Annotated in this window: 14 protein-coding genes; 4 read left to right on the top strand and 10 right to left on the bottom strand. The window is 40.5% G+C overall.

Translation table 11 applies throughout. From position 1 onward, the window contains the following. Together tnpC and BACCOP_RS14755 are read left to right on the top strand one after the other, a co-directional pair. Positions 1–1,707 (top strand): IS66 family transposase (gene tnpC, locus BACCOP_RS14760; RefSeq protein ID WP_007570512.1); only part of this gene is annotated, 1,707 nt, incomplete at its 5' end. Between the two features lie 373 nt (positions 1,708–2,080). Then, on the top strand, positions 2,081–3,433 hold the full coding sequence (locus tag BACCOP_RS14755; protein WP_007570510.1) for a transposase: 1,353 nt from the start codon (positions 2,081–2,083) through the stop codon (positions 3,431–3,433). A 244-nt stretch (positions 3,434–3,677) separates the two neighbouring features. Here the strand turns inward: BACCOP_RS14755 and BACCOP_RS14750 are convergent, their stop codons facing one another. Further along, complete coding sequence (locus BACCOP_RS14750; protein ID WP_007570508.1) at positions 3,678–5,183, bottom strand: TrkH family potassium uptake protein; 1,506 nt, start codon at positions 5,181–5,183, stop codon at positions 3,678–3,680. Between the two features lie 164 nt (positions 5,184–5,347). Between BACCOP_RS14750 and BACCOP_RS14745 the strand changes: the two genes are divergently transcribed. Continuing rightward, complete coding sequence (locus BACCOP_RS14745) at positions 5,348–7,438, top strand: coiled-coil domain-containing protein (RefSeq protein WP_007570506.1); 2,091 nt, start codon at positions 5,348–5,350, stop codon at positions 7,436–7,438. Here the strand turns inward: BACCOP_RS14745 and BACCOP_RS14740 are convergent. From BACCOP_RS14740 to BACCOP_RS14730, 3 genes are read right to left on the bottom strand one after another with little or no spacing between them, the layout of a single operon-like run. Then, positions 7,435–8,025, bottom strand: coding sequence for an aminotransferase class IV family protein (locus BACCOP_RS14740; protein WP_007570504.1), 591 nt, complete (start codon positions 8,023–8,025; stop codon positions 7,435–7,437). The genes BACCOP_RS14745 and BACCOP_RS14740 overlap by 4 nt on opposite strands. After that, a complete protein-coding gene (locus BACCOP_RS14735; RefSeq protein WP_007570502.1) occupies positions 8,009–9,001 on the bottom strand; it encodes an aminodeoxychorismate synthase component I in 993 nt (330 codons plus the stop codon). The genes BACCOP_RS14740 and BACCOP_RS14735 overlap by 17 nt, the downstream gene beginning before the upstream one ends. Beyond that, on the bottom strand, positions 8,998–9,363 hold the full coding sequence (locus tag BACCOP_RS14730; RefSeq protein ID WP_007570500.1) for a YbaN family protein: 366 nt from the start codon (positions 9,361–9,363) through the stop codon (positions 8,998–9,000). The genes BACCOP_RS14735 and BACCOP_RS14730 overlap by 4 nt, the downstream gene beginning before the upstream one ends. 116 nt (positions 9,364–9,479) lie before the next feature. Between BACCOP_RS14730 and yihA the strand changes: the two genes are divergently transcribed. Beyond that, positions 9,480–10,082 carry a ribosome biogenesis GTP-binding protein YihA/YsxC gene (gene yihA / locus BACCOP_RS14725; protein WP_040312137.1) on the top strand — a complete coding sequence of 201 codons (603 nt, stop codon included), beginning with the start codon at positions 9,480–9,482 and terminating at the stop codon, positions 10,080–10,082. Positions 10,083–10,271: 189 nt separating this feature from the next. Here yihA and abc-f read toward each other — a convergent pair whose 3' ends face one another. From abc-f to BACCOP_RS14695, 6 genes are all read right to left on the bottom strand, one after another. Beyond that, entirely contained in the window at positions 10,272–12,137 is a 1,866-nt protein-coding gene (gene abc-f / locus BACCOP_RS14720; RefSeq protein WP_007570496.1) for a ribosomal protection-like ABC-F family protein, read from the bottom strand. Between the two features lie 35 nt (positions 12,138–12,172). Beyond that, complete coding sequence (locus tag BACCOP_RS14715) at positions 12,173–12,994, bottom strand: DUF3805 domain-containing protein (RefSeq protein WP_040312136.1); 822 nt, start codon at positions 12,992–12,994, stop codon at positions 12,173–12,175. Between the two features lie 63 nt (positions 12,995–13,057). Continuing rightward, on the bottom strand, positions 13,058–13,435 hold the full coding sequence (locus BACCOP_RS14710) for a VOC family protein (RefSeq protein WP_007570492.1): 378 nt from the start codon (positions 13,433–13,435) through the stop codon (positions 13,058–13,060). Positions 13,436–13,457: 22 nt separating this feature from the next. Then, positions 13,458–14,177: an MBL fold metallo-hydrolase gene (locus tag BACCOP_RS14705; protein WP_007570490.1), complete on the bottom strand. Its 720-nt coding sequence runs from the start codon at positions 14,175–14,177 to the stop codon at positions 13,458–13,460. Between the two features lie 12 nt (positions 14,178–14,189). Then, positions 14,190–15,395, bottom strand: a complete 1,206-nt coding sequence (locus BACCOP_RS14700; RefSeq protein ID WP_007570488.1) for a hypothetical protein — start codon at positions 15,393–15,395, stop codon at positions 14,190–14,192. A gap of 82 nt (positions 15,396–15,477) precedes the next feature. After that, positions 15,478–15,855, bottom strand: coding sequence for a RidA family protein (locus BACCOP_RS14695; protein WP_007570487.1), 378 nt, complete (start codon positions 15,853–15,855; stop codon positions 15,478–15,480). Positions 15,856–16,047: the final 192 nt, after the last annotated feature.

The raw sequence follows: 16,047 nt of genomic DNA, 5'->3' as shown, positions 1-16,047 counted from the left end.
GGAGATCAGAAAAAGAGCAGGCAGCTTGATGAAATGATAGCACGGCTTGATGAAATAGGAAAAGACCTGAAGGAAGTCAAACGTGAGAATGCCTCTCTTTTGAAAGCCTTGCTTGAGGCAAACAGCAAGGTTGAGAAGGCTGCTATTGAATACAAACTTCGCGACAAGGAATACAGAAAGCTTGAGAAGAAGCATAATGCCCTTGTTGAGCGTCTTTCCATTATGAATACCCAGGCCTATGCCTCTTCCGGAAGTCTCAAAGGTATTGACCGTAAAAGGGTCGTAAAAGGGAAGCATGATGACAAGGATGATTTTGACGGTACTCCTACTGCTCCATCAGGCGAGGTTCCACAGCCGGACTCTTCCGCATCATGCGGCACGCAGGATACTCCGAAGGCTTCCCTTTCCAAGGAAAGACCATACAGGAAAGGAATGACATACAATAAGGCTTGTGTAGGTACACCGATTATACACAAGTCCGATTATACAATGCTTCCTGAGGGTTCTGTAGTGATATCGTCAAGCTACCGTAAAATAAGAAACATTGTGAGCCATATTGAGGAACATCACTTTGAGGTGCTTAAGGTGAAGCATGCCGACGGCAGGATTGAAAGCATGTTCCTTCCTATGAAGGATGACGTCCGGGCCAGCCTTTATGACGAGATAGTACCGGGTACAAGCATTACGGCAAACATGCTCTCGTATCTGATGTTCAACCGCTTCCGGATGTCAACACCGGCATACAGGGAGGCAAAGAACCGTCTGTCGGATATGGACTGGAACACCTCTGTGCAGAACCTGCTGAACTGGGCCGACAAAGGTGCCATGCAGCTCAACAAACTGATACCTGCCCTCAAGAAGATTGCCCTTCAGGACGGTGCCAACGTGAATGTGGACGAGACATGGCTCCGCTATCACGCATACAATAAGAAACGAAAGACCTATATGTGGTGTCTGGTAAACAGAAAAGCGCGTATAGTCATCTTCTTTTATGAGGATACAACGGATGATGAAGGTGTACAGAAACATGGAGGCAGGAACAGAAATGTGTTGAAGGAGTTCCTTGGTGATGCAAAAATCAAATCACTGCAGAGTGACGGTTATAACGTATATATGTATCTTGACAACGAACTTATGGATATAGATCATCTCTGCTGTCTGGCTCATGCAAGGGCAAAGTTCAAGTATGCCTTCGACCAGGGAAGCCTGCAGGCAAGAATCTTCCTTGAGCTGATAGCAAAGTTATACGGCATGGAAGATACTTATCGCCGGGAAAAATTTACCGCAGACGAGATTTACCGCAGAAGGAACAGTAAGGAAACGACGGAAATCATCGATAAGATAAGGACAGAGCTTTATGATCTGCCGGCAAATCCGGATGAGAGCCGAAGCGAACTTATGGGCAAGGCTCTTAACTATCTGAAGAACTTCTGGAATCAGATCTTCGCCTACAGAAATGACGGTGAATACTCCATAGACAATATGGCAGCAGAAAGGGCGATAAGGCCGGTCACTGTCCAACGAAAGAACAGCCTGTTCTTCGGAAGCGTGAAAGGAATACAGAACTCCGCAATCTATAATACCTTTATAGAAACCTGCAAACAGGCAGGAGTCTCCTTCAGGGATTACTTCTGCAAGCTGCTAAGAGAATTAAAAAAGGGAAGAACGGATTACGAAAACCTTCTTCCCATGACAATATGCAAATAATAATCGTTAAATTTGTAGATTCTTTTTTAGACGGGTGCCGACAGGCGCCCGTCTAAAAGGGGATACCCTAAAATTGGAAGTTTACGTTCTAGCTTTAGAACTATAATTAATACAAACATGAGAGTGCCTCAAAATTAAATGAGCATTCCAGAAAGTATAGGATAGTTACTTTTAGAATAAAAAATAGCCGTATCAAACTTTATTTAAGTAATGATACGGCTATTTATCTTAGGGACATTCAGTAAATAGTATAAAATTAGCCAACTAATTCATACACAAAGTGTTGCAAATTAGTTGGCTTTTTTGTATCTTTAGGTATTCCCCCGAAAATAAGGTTTGACGGCCAAAACAGGGGAAATCCTCCAACAAAGATATGGCTAAGATACAAAATATTTCGGATATTCACCCTACCTTGGGTTTTACAGAATTTGATATTCTGGAAAAATATCGCAAGAGTTTTAATGAGAGTGAACTGGGCAGGCTTCATTCAGTGTTTCCTTTTGAAGTTATGGCAAAAAACATGGGGCTGTCTGAAAATCGTCTTGGCCGCAGGAACATATTCAGTCCTTCCGCAAAGATTGCCATTATGGTCCTAAAAGCCTATACCGGACTCTCTGACAGACATCTTGTGGAACATCTTAACGGCAACCTACATTACCAGATGTTCTGCGGAATCATGATAGATCCGTCTTCCCCCATAACCAACTACAAGATAGTCAGCGCCATCCGTAATGAGATAGCAGCCCGTCTTGACATTGAATCCCTTCAGGAGGTACTGGCCACACACTGGAAGCCATATCTTGAGAACCTTCACGTGTGCATGACAGATGCCACTTGTTATGAGAGTCATATGCGTTTCCCTACAGACATGAAGCTCCTTTGGGAATGTCTCGAATGGCTTTACAGACATATCTGCCGGCATTGCAAGAAGCTTGACATAAGACGCCCACGCAACAAATATGCTGATGTTGCAGATACCTATCTGTCCTACTGTAAGAAAAGAAAAGCATCCAGAACAAGGATGCTCAAGCGTCGTATGATCAGGCTTCTTGAGAAACTTCTCATGCAGATGGATGAGATTCATAGAGATTACGGAGCCGTACTACAATATACACAGGATTACCAGAAGCGTCTTTCCATCATCAGAAAAGTTCTTGTACAGGAAAAAGAAATGTTTGAAGGCCGTAAGGTCAGTGACCGTATCGTCAGCGTTGACCGTCATTATGTGCGTCCCATCGTAAGAGGTAAAGAAACGAAATCCGTCGAATTCGGTGCGAAGGTCAATAATATACAGATAAACGGCATATCGTTCATTGAACACATCTCGTTCAAGGCTTTCAATGAGGGTATACGCCTGAAGAACTGTATCCGTATGCAGCAGAAGCTCATGAAAGTGAGAGTAACATGTGCGGCTGGCGACTCCATATATGCCAATAATGCCAACAGAAAATATTGTACTAAATATGGTATATCAACTTCCTTCGTACGCAAAGGAAGGGCTGCAAAGGATGAACACATGAGAAAGGTTCTCAGAGGTGAGCTGTCAAGGGAGAGAGCCATCAGACTTGAAGGAAGCTTCGGAACTCAAAAGCAACATTATTCACTTTCAAGGATAAAGGCACGGAACATGAAAACGGAAATACTGTGGATTTTTTTCGGAATACATACGGCAAATGCCGTACTGATGATAGACAAAATCAGGACCAGAACAGCTAAAACGGCATGACATGATTTTCATAACCAGAATCTGAAGAGGGCATCAGACTTCTTCCGGAGAGTCATATCTTAACGGTTAGAATCAAGAGAGAAAATACAGAAAAACTACAAGAAAAATGGCATATGGAGGATTATGTTATATCATCTTCATATGCCATCATATATTTTAAGGACATTTACTGAATATCCCTATCTTATGCAATAATCGGTATTAAACTTCTCTATACAAGACTTTTCGATACCTAACAGAAAGGTCAACGTTTATGCCAAAAACCAGGCGAAAACATCAGCAGAATGCCAAATAGCTCCAATCTTCCTATTAACATCATAAAAGACAGTAACCATTTAGCAAGATCAGGAAGAGCACTCCACGAAAAGGCAGGACCATATGCACCTAAACCAGGTCCGACATTACCCAAACTAGAAGCTACCAGTCCAAAAGACTCTGTAAGTTCAAGCCCCATAAACATTAAAGCTACCCAGCCTACAAAAATACAAATCAAATACAATAAAATAAAAGTATTTACAGTAGAGATAGTAGAAAGAGAAAGTGCCTGCTGATTTACCTTTACGGGTAATACAGCACGAGGATGAATCAGGCGGCTGAACTCATTCTTCATATTACGGAAAAGAATAAGCAAACGCATATTCTTTATTCCCCCGCCAGTAGAGCCAGTACAACCTCCTGCAAACATTGTATAAATCAAAAGCATCCATGTAAAATGAGGCCATACATTATAATCATCAGTAGCAAACCCACAAGATGTATGAATACTTGCTACTTGAAAAAATGCCTTCCGAAAAGCTTCTTCCCATCCATAATGGTTTTGCATGACCAAAGGAACTGTGATAAGTAAAGTTACTATACCTACAGACATCAAGAACCATCTACATTCATCGTCTTTGAACAGATTGAAGAATTTTCCTTTCAGGCACATAAAATATAATGAAAAGTTTATTCCCGACAGGACCATAAAAATCGCTATCACATACTCTATAAAAGGAGAATTCCAATATGCCACACTATCTTGTTTAGTAGAATATCCTCCCGTAGCAGTAGTTGTAAACGAATGACAGACTGCATCAAACAAATTCATGCCTCCCAACATCAACAATACCGTTTCCGTTATTGTAAGAAGCAAATATACAGTCCACAGCCACTGAGCCATTATACTGATTTTCGGATGAATCTTATCATGAGTCACCCCTGTCGCTTCAGCAGAAAACAGAACCTGATTTCCGACTCCGAATATCGGTAATACCGCTATCGTAAAAAAGACAATTCCTAAACCTCCAATCCACTGAGAAAAGCTACGCCAGAAAAGCATTCCATACGACAGTGACTCAATATCATCAAGAATCGTCGCACCTGTGGTTGTAAACCCTGACATCGTTTCAAAGAAAGCATCGGTAACAGAAGGTATTTCGCCACTAAGGTAGAAAGGAAGCATTCCAAACGTAGTAAATAAAAGCCATGTAAATGCAACAATACAGTAGCCATCACGACGAGAAAGCTTATTTTCTGCATTACGACCAAGGAACAACAGCACGCAACCGACAGCTGCGGCCAATAAGGTTGAATAAAGAAAATAAATATAACTATGTTCCTGATAGCACAGGGAAACACCTGCACATAATAAAAACAGCCCACCTTCTATAAACAATAAAATACCCAATATACGGAATATCATTTTGCGATTAATCAAACTATTCGCCCGATTTCCAGTTAAATATTCATTGTGTGTTATAAAGTCTTGCATTTTTCTTATTTTTCTAAAATGAAGTACAAAACTAATGATAAAGATTGAAATAGATTGGATTTTTCATGCAAAAAGATACAATTTAAACCGCATTTATACTGAACATTCAGAAATATTTACGTAATTTGCAACATTCATTAACCAAATTATCTTTTTACACAGTTATGGGTAAATTCACTTTTCATCTGATCAAAAAGCTGACAGGCATTGATATTGAACAATTACAAAACGACAACGAAGCTTTATTAATAAAGAATCAGCAACTTTCATTTGAAGTCAAAGATGCTAATAAAGAGGCAACTTATAAACGTACTCAGCTAACCGAAACACAGGAAGAGTTATCACTTGCACAAACTGAACTCACCCAATTACAAACCTCAATTGCAGAACATCAGAAAGAGATTTCACTTCTCCAAACTGAAATATCCAGACTTCAATCCGACAAAGCAACCGGATTGGAGAAAATGCAATATTCTGAACAGGAAATTGTTTCACGAGATAATGATATTCAACAATTAAAAAATCAGCTAGCCGATTCTGAAAGACAGAAAGAAGTTCTAGCTACTGATAAGAAAGAACTGGAAGCAAAACTGGCTGAATCAGATAAACAGAAAGAGACTATTGCTGCCGGTAAGAAAGAACTGGAAGAAAAACTGACTGAAGCAGAAAAACAGAAAGAAATTATCACTGCCAGCAAGAAAGAGCTGGAAGAAAAACTGACCGAAGCAGAAAAGCAGAAAGAAACCATCGCTGCCAGCAAGAAAGAGCTGGAAGAAAAGCTAACTGAAGCGGGAAAGCAGATAGAAACCATCGCTGCCAGTAAGAAAGAACTAGAAGAAAAACTGACCGAAGCGGAAAAGCAGAAAGAAACTATCACCGCCAGTAAGAAAGAACTGGAAGCAAGACTAACTGAAGCGGCAAAGCAAAAAGAAACTATCACCGCCAGCAAGAAAGAGCTGGAAGAAAAACTGGCTGAAGTAGAAAAACAAAAAGAAATCCTCGAGGCTAATAAAAAGGAACTGGAAGAACAATCTGAAAAATCTTCACAAGATCTTGCAAAAAACTATACAGCCTTGCAAAGAGAACTTTCCGAAACTCAGGAAAAATTAGATGCTATCCAATCTGAGAATTCAACTTTGAAAGCCAACCTTTCAGAATTGCAGAAAAAGATGCATCTTTTACTAGAGGAAAAGGAACAACTGATTCATGAAAAGGAACAGATGCAAACCGCTCAGCCAGAATCAGACAAGGAAGAACAACCTCTTCCTCAACCTGAGAATGAAAAAGTAACGGCCGAACCGGAAACTCCTCAAAAGGAAGAAGAGCAACAGCCTCATTCTTCGGATATACTGGAAGCTTATCAGGAAATGAAAGCACGGCTGGAAGAAAGTACCTTGCACTATCCATATACTCGAATCACTTCAGAAACAAACGGTTGTCAGTATATTTACGAATCACGTACGCTGCAATTAAAAGCAGAGTTGTTCACCTGGGGAGTAGAAGGGAAAGAAGTGGTGCTAGAAGAAAATCACTTTATCCCATACAACGAGATAGCAAAAATAGAAGGTCTGGAAACACCTTTCGCTACAGACGTCATGACATGCGATTTCTCGGAAGAAGGTAATGGAGAAGAAGTTGCAGAAGCATTGCTTATGGCTATTTGCTGCTATCACCCTATTCACATCACATATCGGGACAAAAACGGACGAATCTCAGAACGCAATTTATACTGGATTTGCTTCCAACCGCAAGGCATATCCAGTGTCAGACTGCCTTATGAAAAAATATTCCGTGATATGTTCGATGGTGAAATAGATACTGACCACATCATGGCCATGTGCGCACACACTCCCGTTCCACGGATATTTATTATCAACCAGATATTAAGCATTCAGATTTATGATGCTTTTGTCACGACACGCAAGGGAATTGATACACAAATAGACGGTATGTATTATGCCGTACTGGCTTCGCAGTCGGAAGCTGCCGATATGATTTATAAATGTCTGCCCGAACAGTTTAAGAAGCTGCCTGCCGTTATCAGTTACCGGGCACATTACTGGATGCTGGAAGGTAACTATCAGAAAGCGATGAAATTATATCTTTCGTTTGCTCCAGACACAGAAGTGGAAAAAGGCAAGACTTGGGCTGCTATGAACATCGCAAACTTCGATAAATTTATCGACAACGATGTGGAAGCCGAAAGATTTTTACAACTGAAAGAAGCGCTGAAAGAAGAAGGTTGGCCTATCTAATAGTCCAACTCCTCACAACCGAGCGTTATCTCTCCAAAGGGAATCATGGCGTTAAACAGACATATCCGGGAATACGAAGAAAGGTTTTCTACGGATATGTCTGTTTCTATTATCTGCTTTCTGTCAAGTAAAAACTGACGCTGCGTTCCTTTCAGCAACGGAAAAGAAGGAGTATGCCATTCTGTTCCGTTCCAGAGGGCGACATTGGCAATCGATGTATCGGTAATCCTGCCATTCTTCACAATCAGTATATCATCTTTCTCCCCACGCAAGGCAAAAAGTTTGTCCAGCATGCTACGGTCTGCACTTTTCAGTTCGTATGCGATATCATCACAGGACACCAGTTTCAAGCTAGAAACCTGCCTTATCGTATATGGAATATATACGACCTCCTCTATGTTCTCTCCATATACTACCCGGCAGCGTGTCCGTTCCTGCCAAGGTTCTGGCTTCAGAATATCCTCCAAAGAAAGTGCGGGACAATTGCCCCACACCCTTTTTCGGGTTGTATTCATACGGGCATTATGACAGGACAGATTCCACACCTTTCCACCTTCTATACGAATTGTTTCAATAAATCGGCACATATATTTTCTGTATCATTTCTTCATATTCACTTCGGGCCGTACTGCGGAATGTAATTCCTCCCCCACTTTTATACACGAATCCACCATCTGTGTGTTCCAGAAAACGGATCATGACAGCACTATCCAGATTCTTACCATCAAAATATCCCATGACTCCGGTATAAAAACCTCTGTCGTATGTTTCTGCCTCACGGATTATCTCCACCGTTTTCTTCTTGGGAGCACCGGTAATAGAACCGGCAGGAAGGAGTTCGAAGAACAACGACCCCAACTTTTCGTGATAGTTTTCAGGTAAACGCCCTCTGATTTCAGAACTCATCTGAAGCAACCTTCCACAATGAGTATGCAGTTCGTCCAGATAGCGGTAGCGCGTAACCGTCACTTCACTAGCCACCCGGCTCAAATCGTTTCGTATCAGATCTGTAATCGTAGCATGCTCTGCCGCTTCTTTTTCATCCCTCAGCAATACTTCCTTCGCATCGGGCAACGAAGCGTCAATTGTTCCTTTCATCGGGAACGAATAAATATAGCCCTCTTTTATACGGACAAAAGTTTCAGGTGAAAACACAACAAAGCGATCATCATACCAAAGCTTATATCGTGCCGTAGCGTGAAGAAATACTTGATATAAAGAAAGATTCGTTTCAACCGGAGTGGCACACGTTAAATTTGTCAGAAATGAATTTCCCGCATACAAATTACGATGTACAATATCAAATGAACGCAAGTATTCTTCATACGATTGCGGATAAGCTTTCCATAAAATATTTTCAGGTTTCAATTCTGATACAGAACATACATTCGCTACCTCAGGAAAAATAAAAGCCAGTTGCCCGGCAGGGATATCATCCAGTTTTGAGACCAGACATTCCGTTTCATCAAAATTAATCAGAAAGAAAAATCGGGTTCTTTCCTTTCCCAACCGGTTCATGCGGGCTATAGCCTCATTGCGGTTACAAAAAGTTAATTTGTTCATCGGGGAGAACGGGTTTTAAAAGACAAAATATAAATAGTAACACCAATAGTCACTACGGCCATTATTCCTTTGAGCCACCAATATGGAAATAAAAAAAGCACACAGTGAATAGCTGTAATCCAAAGTAATGAAACAGAGATAATTTTAGCCCGGAGCGGAATGGCTCTGTCCTCACGAAAACTGCGGATATACGGTCCCAAATACTTATGTTCCAGCAGCCAGGTGTATAAACGTGGCGAGCCTCTGAAAAACAATGCGGCAGAAAGCAGCAAGAAAGGCGTAGTAGGCAGTATTGGAAGAAATATTCCTATAACTCCCAGCACTAAAGATATGGAACCAATGGCAACATAAATATATTTCATTGTACAAATATACGGAGAATGCGGCATATTTCACTGAAAAGACGACTAAATACATCTATATTTTCATTTTGCTTCTTTTTATTCTATCTTTGCAGAGAGTAAAAAAACAAATTAATATGGAAATAACCAGTGCCGAATTTGTAGTCAGTAATTCAAGAGCAGACATGTGCCCTCAGACTAATCTGCCGGAATATGCCTTTATAGGACGCTCTAACGTAGGAAAGTCCAGCCTCATCAACATGCTGACCAAACAGCCAAAATTGGCTATGACATCTGCAACACCCGGAAAGACATTGCTCATCAACCATTTTTTAGTCAATAAGGAATGGTATTTGGTAGACCTCCCAGGATACGGCTACGCACAGCGGGGTAAAAAAATGATGGACAAGATACAAAAGCTTATAGAATATTATGTGCTTGAACGTGAACAGATGACCTGTCTGTTTGTACTGGTAGACAGCCGTCTGGAGTCTCAGAAAATCGATCTGGAATTTATGGAGTGGCTGGGTGAAAACGGTGTACCTTTTGCTATCATTTTTACTAAATCCGACAAACAAAGCAGTGGCAAAACCAAATTCAATGTCAACCGATATATGGAGGTTTTGAAAGAACAATGGGAAGAGCTTCCACCGTATTTCATATCTTCATCGGAAAAGAAAACCGGACGAAAAGAAATTCTGGATTATATAGAGTCTATCAATAATTCACTGCAAAAATAAGTTCCGAAAAACATACCTTCAGATAGTACTAAATTTGTCTGCATGTTTACAAAAAAAATTCTCGATGTTTTTTTTAAATTTGTACGAATTTTAGAAAAACATCGAGAATTTTTTTTCTACTTTTCACCTTTTATTTGGCTAAGCATAAAGACAAAATTATCTCACTGATTTACAAGTATATATAGAAAGCTATGCCTCTATTTCACTCAATTCAAGCCAACGCATTGTTTTCTCGTCAAGTTCATCATTCAGCATCGGAAGACGTTTTGACTTTTCTGTCAGTTCCTCCACACTAAGTGAACCGCTGCATAAAGCCTCCTCCAGTTGTTTCTTTTCTGCTTCCAGATCGGCAATTTCTTTCTCCAGCTGTTCAAACTCTTTTCTTTCCTTAAAAGTCATTCTACGCTTGTCGTTCAAGCGCACACGCTGCGTCTTTTCTTCTTTCGGTTTTACAGCTTCTTTTTCGTGCTCAGCCTTAGCCAGTTTCCAGTCGCGATAGTCTGAATAGTTTCCCGGGAAATCACGTATATCTCCCTGTCCCTTAAATACTAACAGATGGTCTACAACCTTATCCATAAAATAGCGGTCGTGACTGACTACAATTACGCAGCCCTTAAAGCTTTGTAAATATTCCTCCAGCACCTGAAGCGTTACTATATCCAAGTCATTGGTAGGCTCGTCCAGCACCAGGAAATTAGGATTTTTCATCAGCACAGTACACAGATACAAACGGCGGCGTTCTCCTCCACTCAGTTTATAAACATAACTATGCTGCGTTTCGGGAGTAAACAGGAAATGCTGCAAGAACTGAGATGCCGTCAAACGCTTTCCGTTGCCTAGTTCGATAACCTCAGCAATATCTGTTATCACATCTATTACCTTCATCTGTTCATCAAACTGCAGTCCCTCCTGCGAATAATAACCAAAGCGGACGGTTTCACCAATATCGAGCGTACCACTGTCCGGCTTTTCCAGTCCCATCAGGATTTTTATAAAAGTAGATTTTCCTGTTCCGTTATTACCCACAATACCCATCTTCTCATAACGGGCAAAGATATACGAGAAATCGTCCAGAATCTTGATATCGCCAAAGCTCTTGCACAAATGGTCTGCTTCAAAAATCTTCGAACCAATGTACGAAGCTTTCACATCAAGCTTTACATTCGCATCATAAGAACGCTGTTTGGCTACCTTCTCCAGCTCATAAAAAGCTTCCTCACGATAGCGGGCCTTATGGCCACGTGCCTGAGGCATCCGGCGCATCCACTCCAGCTCGGTACGATACAGATTATTGGCACGTGCTATTTCGGCATTAGTAGCATCAATACGTTCCTGACGTTTTTCCAGATAATAACTGTAATTTCCCTTATATGAATAAATCTGCTTTTTGTCTATTTCAATGATTTCCGAACAGACACGGTCGAGGAAATAACGGTCGTGTGTTACCATCAGCAAACTCAGGTTGGCACGATTCAGGTATTCCTCCAGCCACTCAGTCATATCCAGATCAAGATGGTTGGTCGGCTCGTCCAATATCAGCAAATCGGGTTCATTTATCAGCACATTTGCCAAAGCTACACGTTTCAGCTGCCCTCCGGAAAGATGTTTGATTTTCTGATCGAAATGACGGATTTTCAGCTGTGAGAGAATCTGCTTGGCACGGCGCTCATAGTCCCACGCCTTTTCATGCTCCATGCGGGCCAGCAAATCCTCCAATCCCGGATTGCCGGGAGTTTCCATGCACTTTTCGTATTCTTTTATCAGCTCTACCGTACTATTGCCATGATGAAAACAAGCCTCCAGAACAGTAAGTTCTTCGGGATAAGAAGGGCTCTGCTCCAGATATCCTACACGAAGATCACGACGAAACGTAATATTCCCTTCATCGTGCCCTTCCTTGCCTGCCAGAATATTCAACAATGTTGTTTTTCCACTTCCATTCTTAGCAATAAGTCCGATACGCTGTCCCTGTGCAATACCAAATGATATTTCATGAAACAACACCAAATCTCCAAACGACTTTGTCAGATTTTCGACTTGTAAATATGGAATCATTCTTTTTCTTCTAAAATATTAATTGTATAATTTAATTACCAAAGTACAGCTTCTACTTCAGAGCGAATCCGTTCATACTCAGCTTTCAGGTTGCACGGCTGACCATTTTTCACCTTATTCCAAATCAGTCGGGAAGGATACACCATCACATCAGTCTGGGCAAAACGCAAAGCCGGATACTCTTCTTTGCCGTCTATTACAGTTACCCAGTCCATTCCGTCCATTTCATTCACAAGAATAGCACCGAAAGCAAAACCGAAATTCTCCCACGCCGAGCGCTGATTTGCATTAAAGCGTCCGCTATCTATCACTTTCTGTATGCTTTCTATATCAGCCTCACTGGAAGTAAAATCTTTAGTCAGCTGTTTTTTTATGGTAGATACAGCCCAGTCGTATGCTTCATTGATCGCATTAATCTCGAGTACACGTACCGGAATAATTTCTTTCCATGGTTTATCCTTTGCACCACGCACATTCAGCGAAGCTATTATCTGCTCTGCGACTTTGATATTTTCTCCTTTAGGCACAGTAAACGAACATTCAATCGAAATATTTTCTTTACCCGTCACCCAAATGTGGGAAGTATACCACACACCGTTCTCCTGAAAACTTTCCGTCAGATATGCACAACTCCATTTGCCTACCTTGACCAATTTCACTCCACGGCTTTGCTGCATTTCATAATCAATACACTCTTGTGCATATGTATGACTTTCTCCCTGATAAGCTGATATACGGAAATTTCCCATCCATTTATCAGGATTATAAAACAAGAAGCTATCTTCTGTGTCTTCAAACTCACGCCAATCGGACGGATACTCCAATGAGAACCATGAACCGGGGGATATATATTTCATCATAACTGTTTGCTATTTTTACTGTACTACGTATAATTTTCGCTGTGAGGTTTTATCTCGGAATTACTTTACCGGCAGAATTTCAATCCAATAATCATCCGGATCATTGATAAAGTAAAGTCCCATTTTTTCATTTTCGAAACATACACAACCCATCTCTTTATGGAATTTGCGTACTTCATCGTAATCACCTTCTACACGCAGGCAAAGATGGCTTTCATTTTCTCCTAGCTCATAAGCTTCTGTATGGTCGCGCAACCAAGTAAGCTCGAGCAAGAAGTTCGAATGGTCATCAGCCATATACACTAAAATGAATGAACCGTCACTTGCTTCCTTACGATGTGATTCGTGTAATCCCAATGCTGTTTCATAAAACTTGATACTCTTTTCCAGATCAGTTACATTGATATTAAAATGGTCAAATCTTCCTTTTACTTGCATATTGTATATATTTTTTATTAAACTATAAATCTATTTCTCGCCCTCTCGAACGAAGCATAGGCATAGAAGCGCCGTTTTTCTGAGCTATCGGCAGGAAAGCTGCTGCCTTATCGTATGCTTCATCAAAATGCATCGGTACAAAGATAGACGTTTTTATCTGTTCTACAAACTGACGCGCACCACGCATATATTCTGTACCCAAACGAGGATCAACAGGAAACATCACGACATCCATATTGCGAGTATAACTACAGATACAATCCAGTTCAAAAAGAAAATCCCGCTCATATCCTTTCCATTCAACTTCACTGCTTTCATCCATCCAGTGCCAATTATTCAAGTCACCGGCATGAAATATTTTTTTGCCTTCCGCCTCAACAAGAAAAGATATACCCACATCTGTAGACCCGAAAGCATGCACCCGCAATACATCATCTGCATAGCAATCTCCCTTCTTCAACCATACAGCATCCGTTGAAAGAAGTTTCTCCTCATGCAAAATATCCTGCGAGAATATATACACTATATCAGGATGTTTTTCACGAAAGGTTAGTACCTCTTTATTAAAATGATCCGCATGACTGTGACTGGAAAGTACATATAATCTGCCGGGACGCTGCAACAATTCATTATGTACGATGCCACTTGACGGAGAGGCAGAATCTTCAAAGTAATCGAAAATAATGGTATATCCTTCACCTAATAAGGCAAATCCACTATGATATAAGTATATAAGCTTCATAAATATAAAGATTTACTTTCCGATAGGCTGTATATATGCACGGGTAGCCTTATCTATCTCCAAAAACATATAATTTACCTTTCCCGAATGTATCAGTTCTTCATTTTCTTTATAGATACGGGTAGCATATTCCTTCGACTTGTCAAACATAAACCGGGAAATACTTTCCTGCGATTTTCCGGCTACAGTGGAATCCAGTTTTTCTTCCGGAAAGAAATCATCCAGGTTCACATCACCTATCATCGAAGTTTCCAGAAAATGAATATTTTTATGCATGCGATCAGTATAATATCCTACAAACATATGTCCGGGGACACGCACCAGTATCGGATTTATATTGATTGCTTTCAGTAAAGATGCAAAAAGCACACTGCCATCTACACAATTAATTTGCGCCGACTGCAAAGCATCATCAAAAGTGCGGACACGTTGAGTAAAAACAACATTCGAAGACAAACTACTGTTACTGATGGAGCTATATTTGAAGTTTCTTTTCTGCAAAACATACCACAATGCATATACCTGCTTGTCGACAACCTCTTCGCTCTTGCCTTGATACCCCCAAAAACGATTGACGATACGAGCGTTCAACGCTTCACGTAAAATCTGGTCTATTTTAGGATTATCTTCATTCACATAAGCGGCAAAAAAATCTCCTGTATCGTGAAATTTCATGCGGCTGTCTATATATCCCAATAGGCATTCATTTATGCTCCGCACCGAAAATGTGTGCACCCTGCTACCCAATTCGCGTTTATTCAGTTTTAAATGCACAGAAACACTGACTGGAACAGCCTGTTCGTTTTCACGCAAAGCGTTATAATTCCATACAATATCCGGGAAAACCAAATATTCCTTTCCCGATTCGGGTAAAATAAACTCAGATACGGAACGTGAAAAAAAAGGTGTTTCGTCGACCTCTATTCTTAGCTTGCTATTGGTATAAGCACTTTTCACACGAACAGCGATGCACGATTTGGGATTACCCAAATAATTGGTATCAGCCGGAAGAATGAGATTCGCATCGGTTGTTGCCGTTGACAAAATCGTTACAGGAAATATATTCCCTCCCAATTCGTCGGAAATCTCAAAACCAGAACGAAATGGTTCATACCGATAAATATATATTCCCGTAACCAATAATATCACTACCGCCAACAGATAGGTAGAAAATTTCCACTTGTTGCCAATATGAGAAAAGAATTTTACTCCAATCATATTACTATATTTAAAATAATGTCATCCAGGAGAAGCATCAGCAACATCCTGAATGACAATACATTCAATGTAAATACTCAGATTATCTGACAGCAATACATTCAATTTCCACTAAAGCTCCCTTCGGCAAAGCCTTTACAGCAACAGCAGAACGAGCAGGGAAATCACCGTCAAAATATTTAGCATATACTCCATTCATTTCTGCAAACAATGACATATCTGCCAAAAAAACAGTAGTCTTTACAATATTTGCAGTAGTCAAACCAGCTTCTGCTAAAATATTCTTAATATTCTCGAATGACTGAGCAGTCTGTTCTGCTACCCCACCAGGAGCAAATTCACCAGTTGCAGGATCAACAGGAAGCTGACCTGACAAGAATACCATACCGTTTGCCTCGATAGCCTGGCTATACGGACCGATAGCAACAGGAGCTTTTTCTGTAAAAATTACTTTCTTCATGTTGTTTTGTTTAGTTTTTAGTATAATAACTCAATGAATCAAATTCAACGCTAAAATAACACTTTTCTTACAAACTGAAGAAAAAAATAAAAAAAAAGGCAAGTCTATTGGATAATATCAGAAAAAGACGTAATTTTGTCAATGTAAAAACTTCTTTTTACTTACATCAAACTAAAAACAATCATTATAATC

It is taken from the genome of Phocaeicola coprocola DSM 17136 (assembly GCF_000154845.1).
GTDB classification, from domain to species: Bacteria; Bacteroidota; Bacteroidia; order Bacteroidales; family Bacteroidaceae; genus Phocaeicola; species Phocaeicola coprocola.
This window is presented reverse-complemented; position numbering and strand designations above follow the sequence as displayed.

Bases quoted from the DNA above. Each gene is read 5' to 3' on its own strand.
- BACCOP_RS14755 (WP_007570510.1), top strand. From the start codon at position 2,081: ATGGCTAAGATACAAAATATTTCGGATATTCACCCTACCTTGGGTTTT.
- BACCOP_RS14750 (WP_007570508.1), bottom strand. From the start codon at position 5,183: ATGCAAGACTTTATAACACACAATGAATATTTAACTGGAAATCGGGCG.
- BACCOP_RS14745 (WP_007570506.1), top strand. From the start codon at position 5,348: ATGGGTAAATTCACTTTTCATCTGATCAAAAAGCTGACAGGCATTGAT.
- BACCOP_RS14740 (WP_007570504.1), bottom strand. From the start codon at position 8,025: ATGTGCCGATTTATTGAAACAATTCGTATAGAAGGTGGAAAGGTGTGG.
- BACCOP_RS14735 (WP_007570502.1), bottom strand. From the start codon at position 9,001: ATGAACAAATTAACTTTTTGTAACCGCAATGAGGCTATAGCCCGCATG.
- BACCOP_RS14730 (WP_007570500.1), bottom strand. From the start codon at position 9,363: ATGAAATATATTTATGTTGCCATTGGTTCCATATCTTTAGTGCTGGGA.
- yihA (WP_040312137.1), top strand. From the start codon at position 9,480: ATGGAAATAACCAGTGCCGAATTTGTAGTCAGTAATTCAAGAGCAGAC.
- abc-f (WP_007570496.1), bottom strand. From the start codon at position 12,137: ATGATTCCATATTTACAAGTCGAAAATCTGACAAAGTCGTTTGGAGAT.
- BACCOP_RS14715 (WP_040312136.1), bottom strand. From the start codon at position 12,994: ATGAAATATATATCCCCCGGTTCATGGTTCTCATTGGAGTATCCGTCC.
- BACCOP_RS14710 (WP_007570492.1), bottom strand. From the start codon at position 13,435: ATGCAAGTAAAAGGAAGATTTGACCATTTTAATATCAATGTAACTGAT.
- BACCOP_RS14705 (WP_007570490.1), bottom strand. From the start codon at position 14,177: ATGAAGCTTATATACTTATATCATAGTGGATTTGCCTTATTAGGTGAA.
- BACCOP_RS14700 (WP_007570488.1), bottom strand. From the start codon at position 15,395: ATGATTGGAGTAAAATTCTTTTCTCATATTGGCAACAAGTGGAAATTT.
- BACCOP_RS14695 (WP_007570487.1), bottom strand. From the start codon at position 15,855: ATGAAGAAAGTAATTTTTACAGAAAAAGCTCCTGTTGCTATCGGTCCG.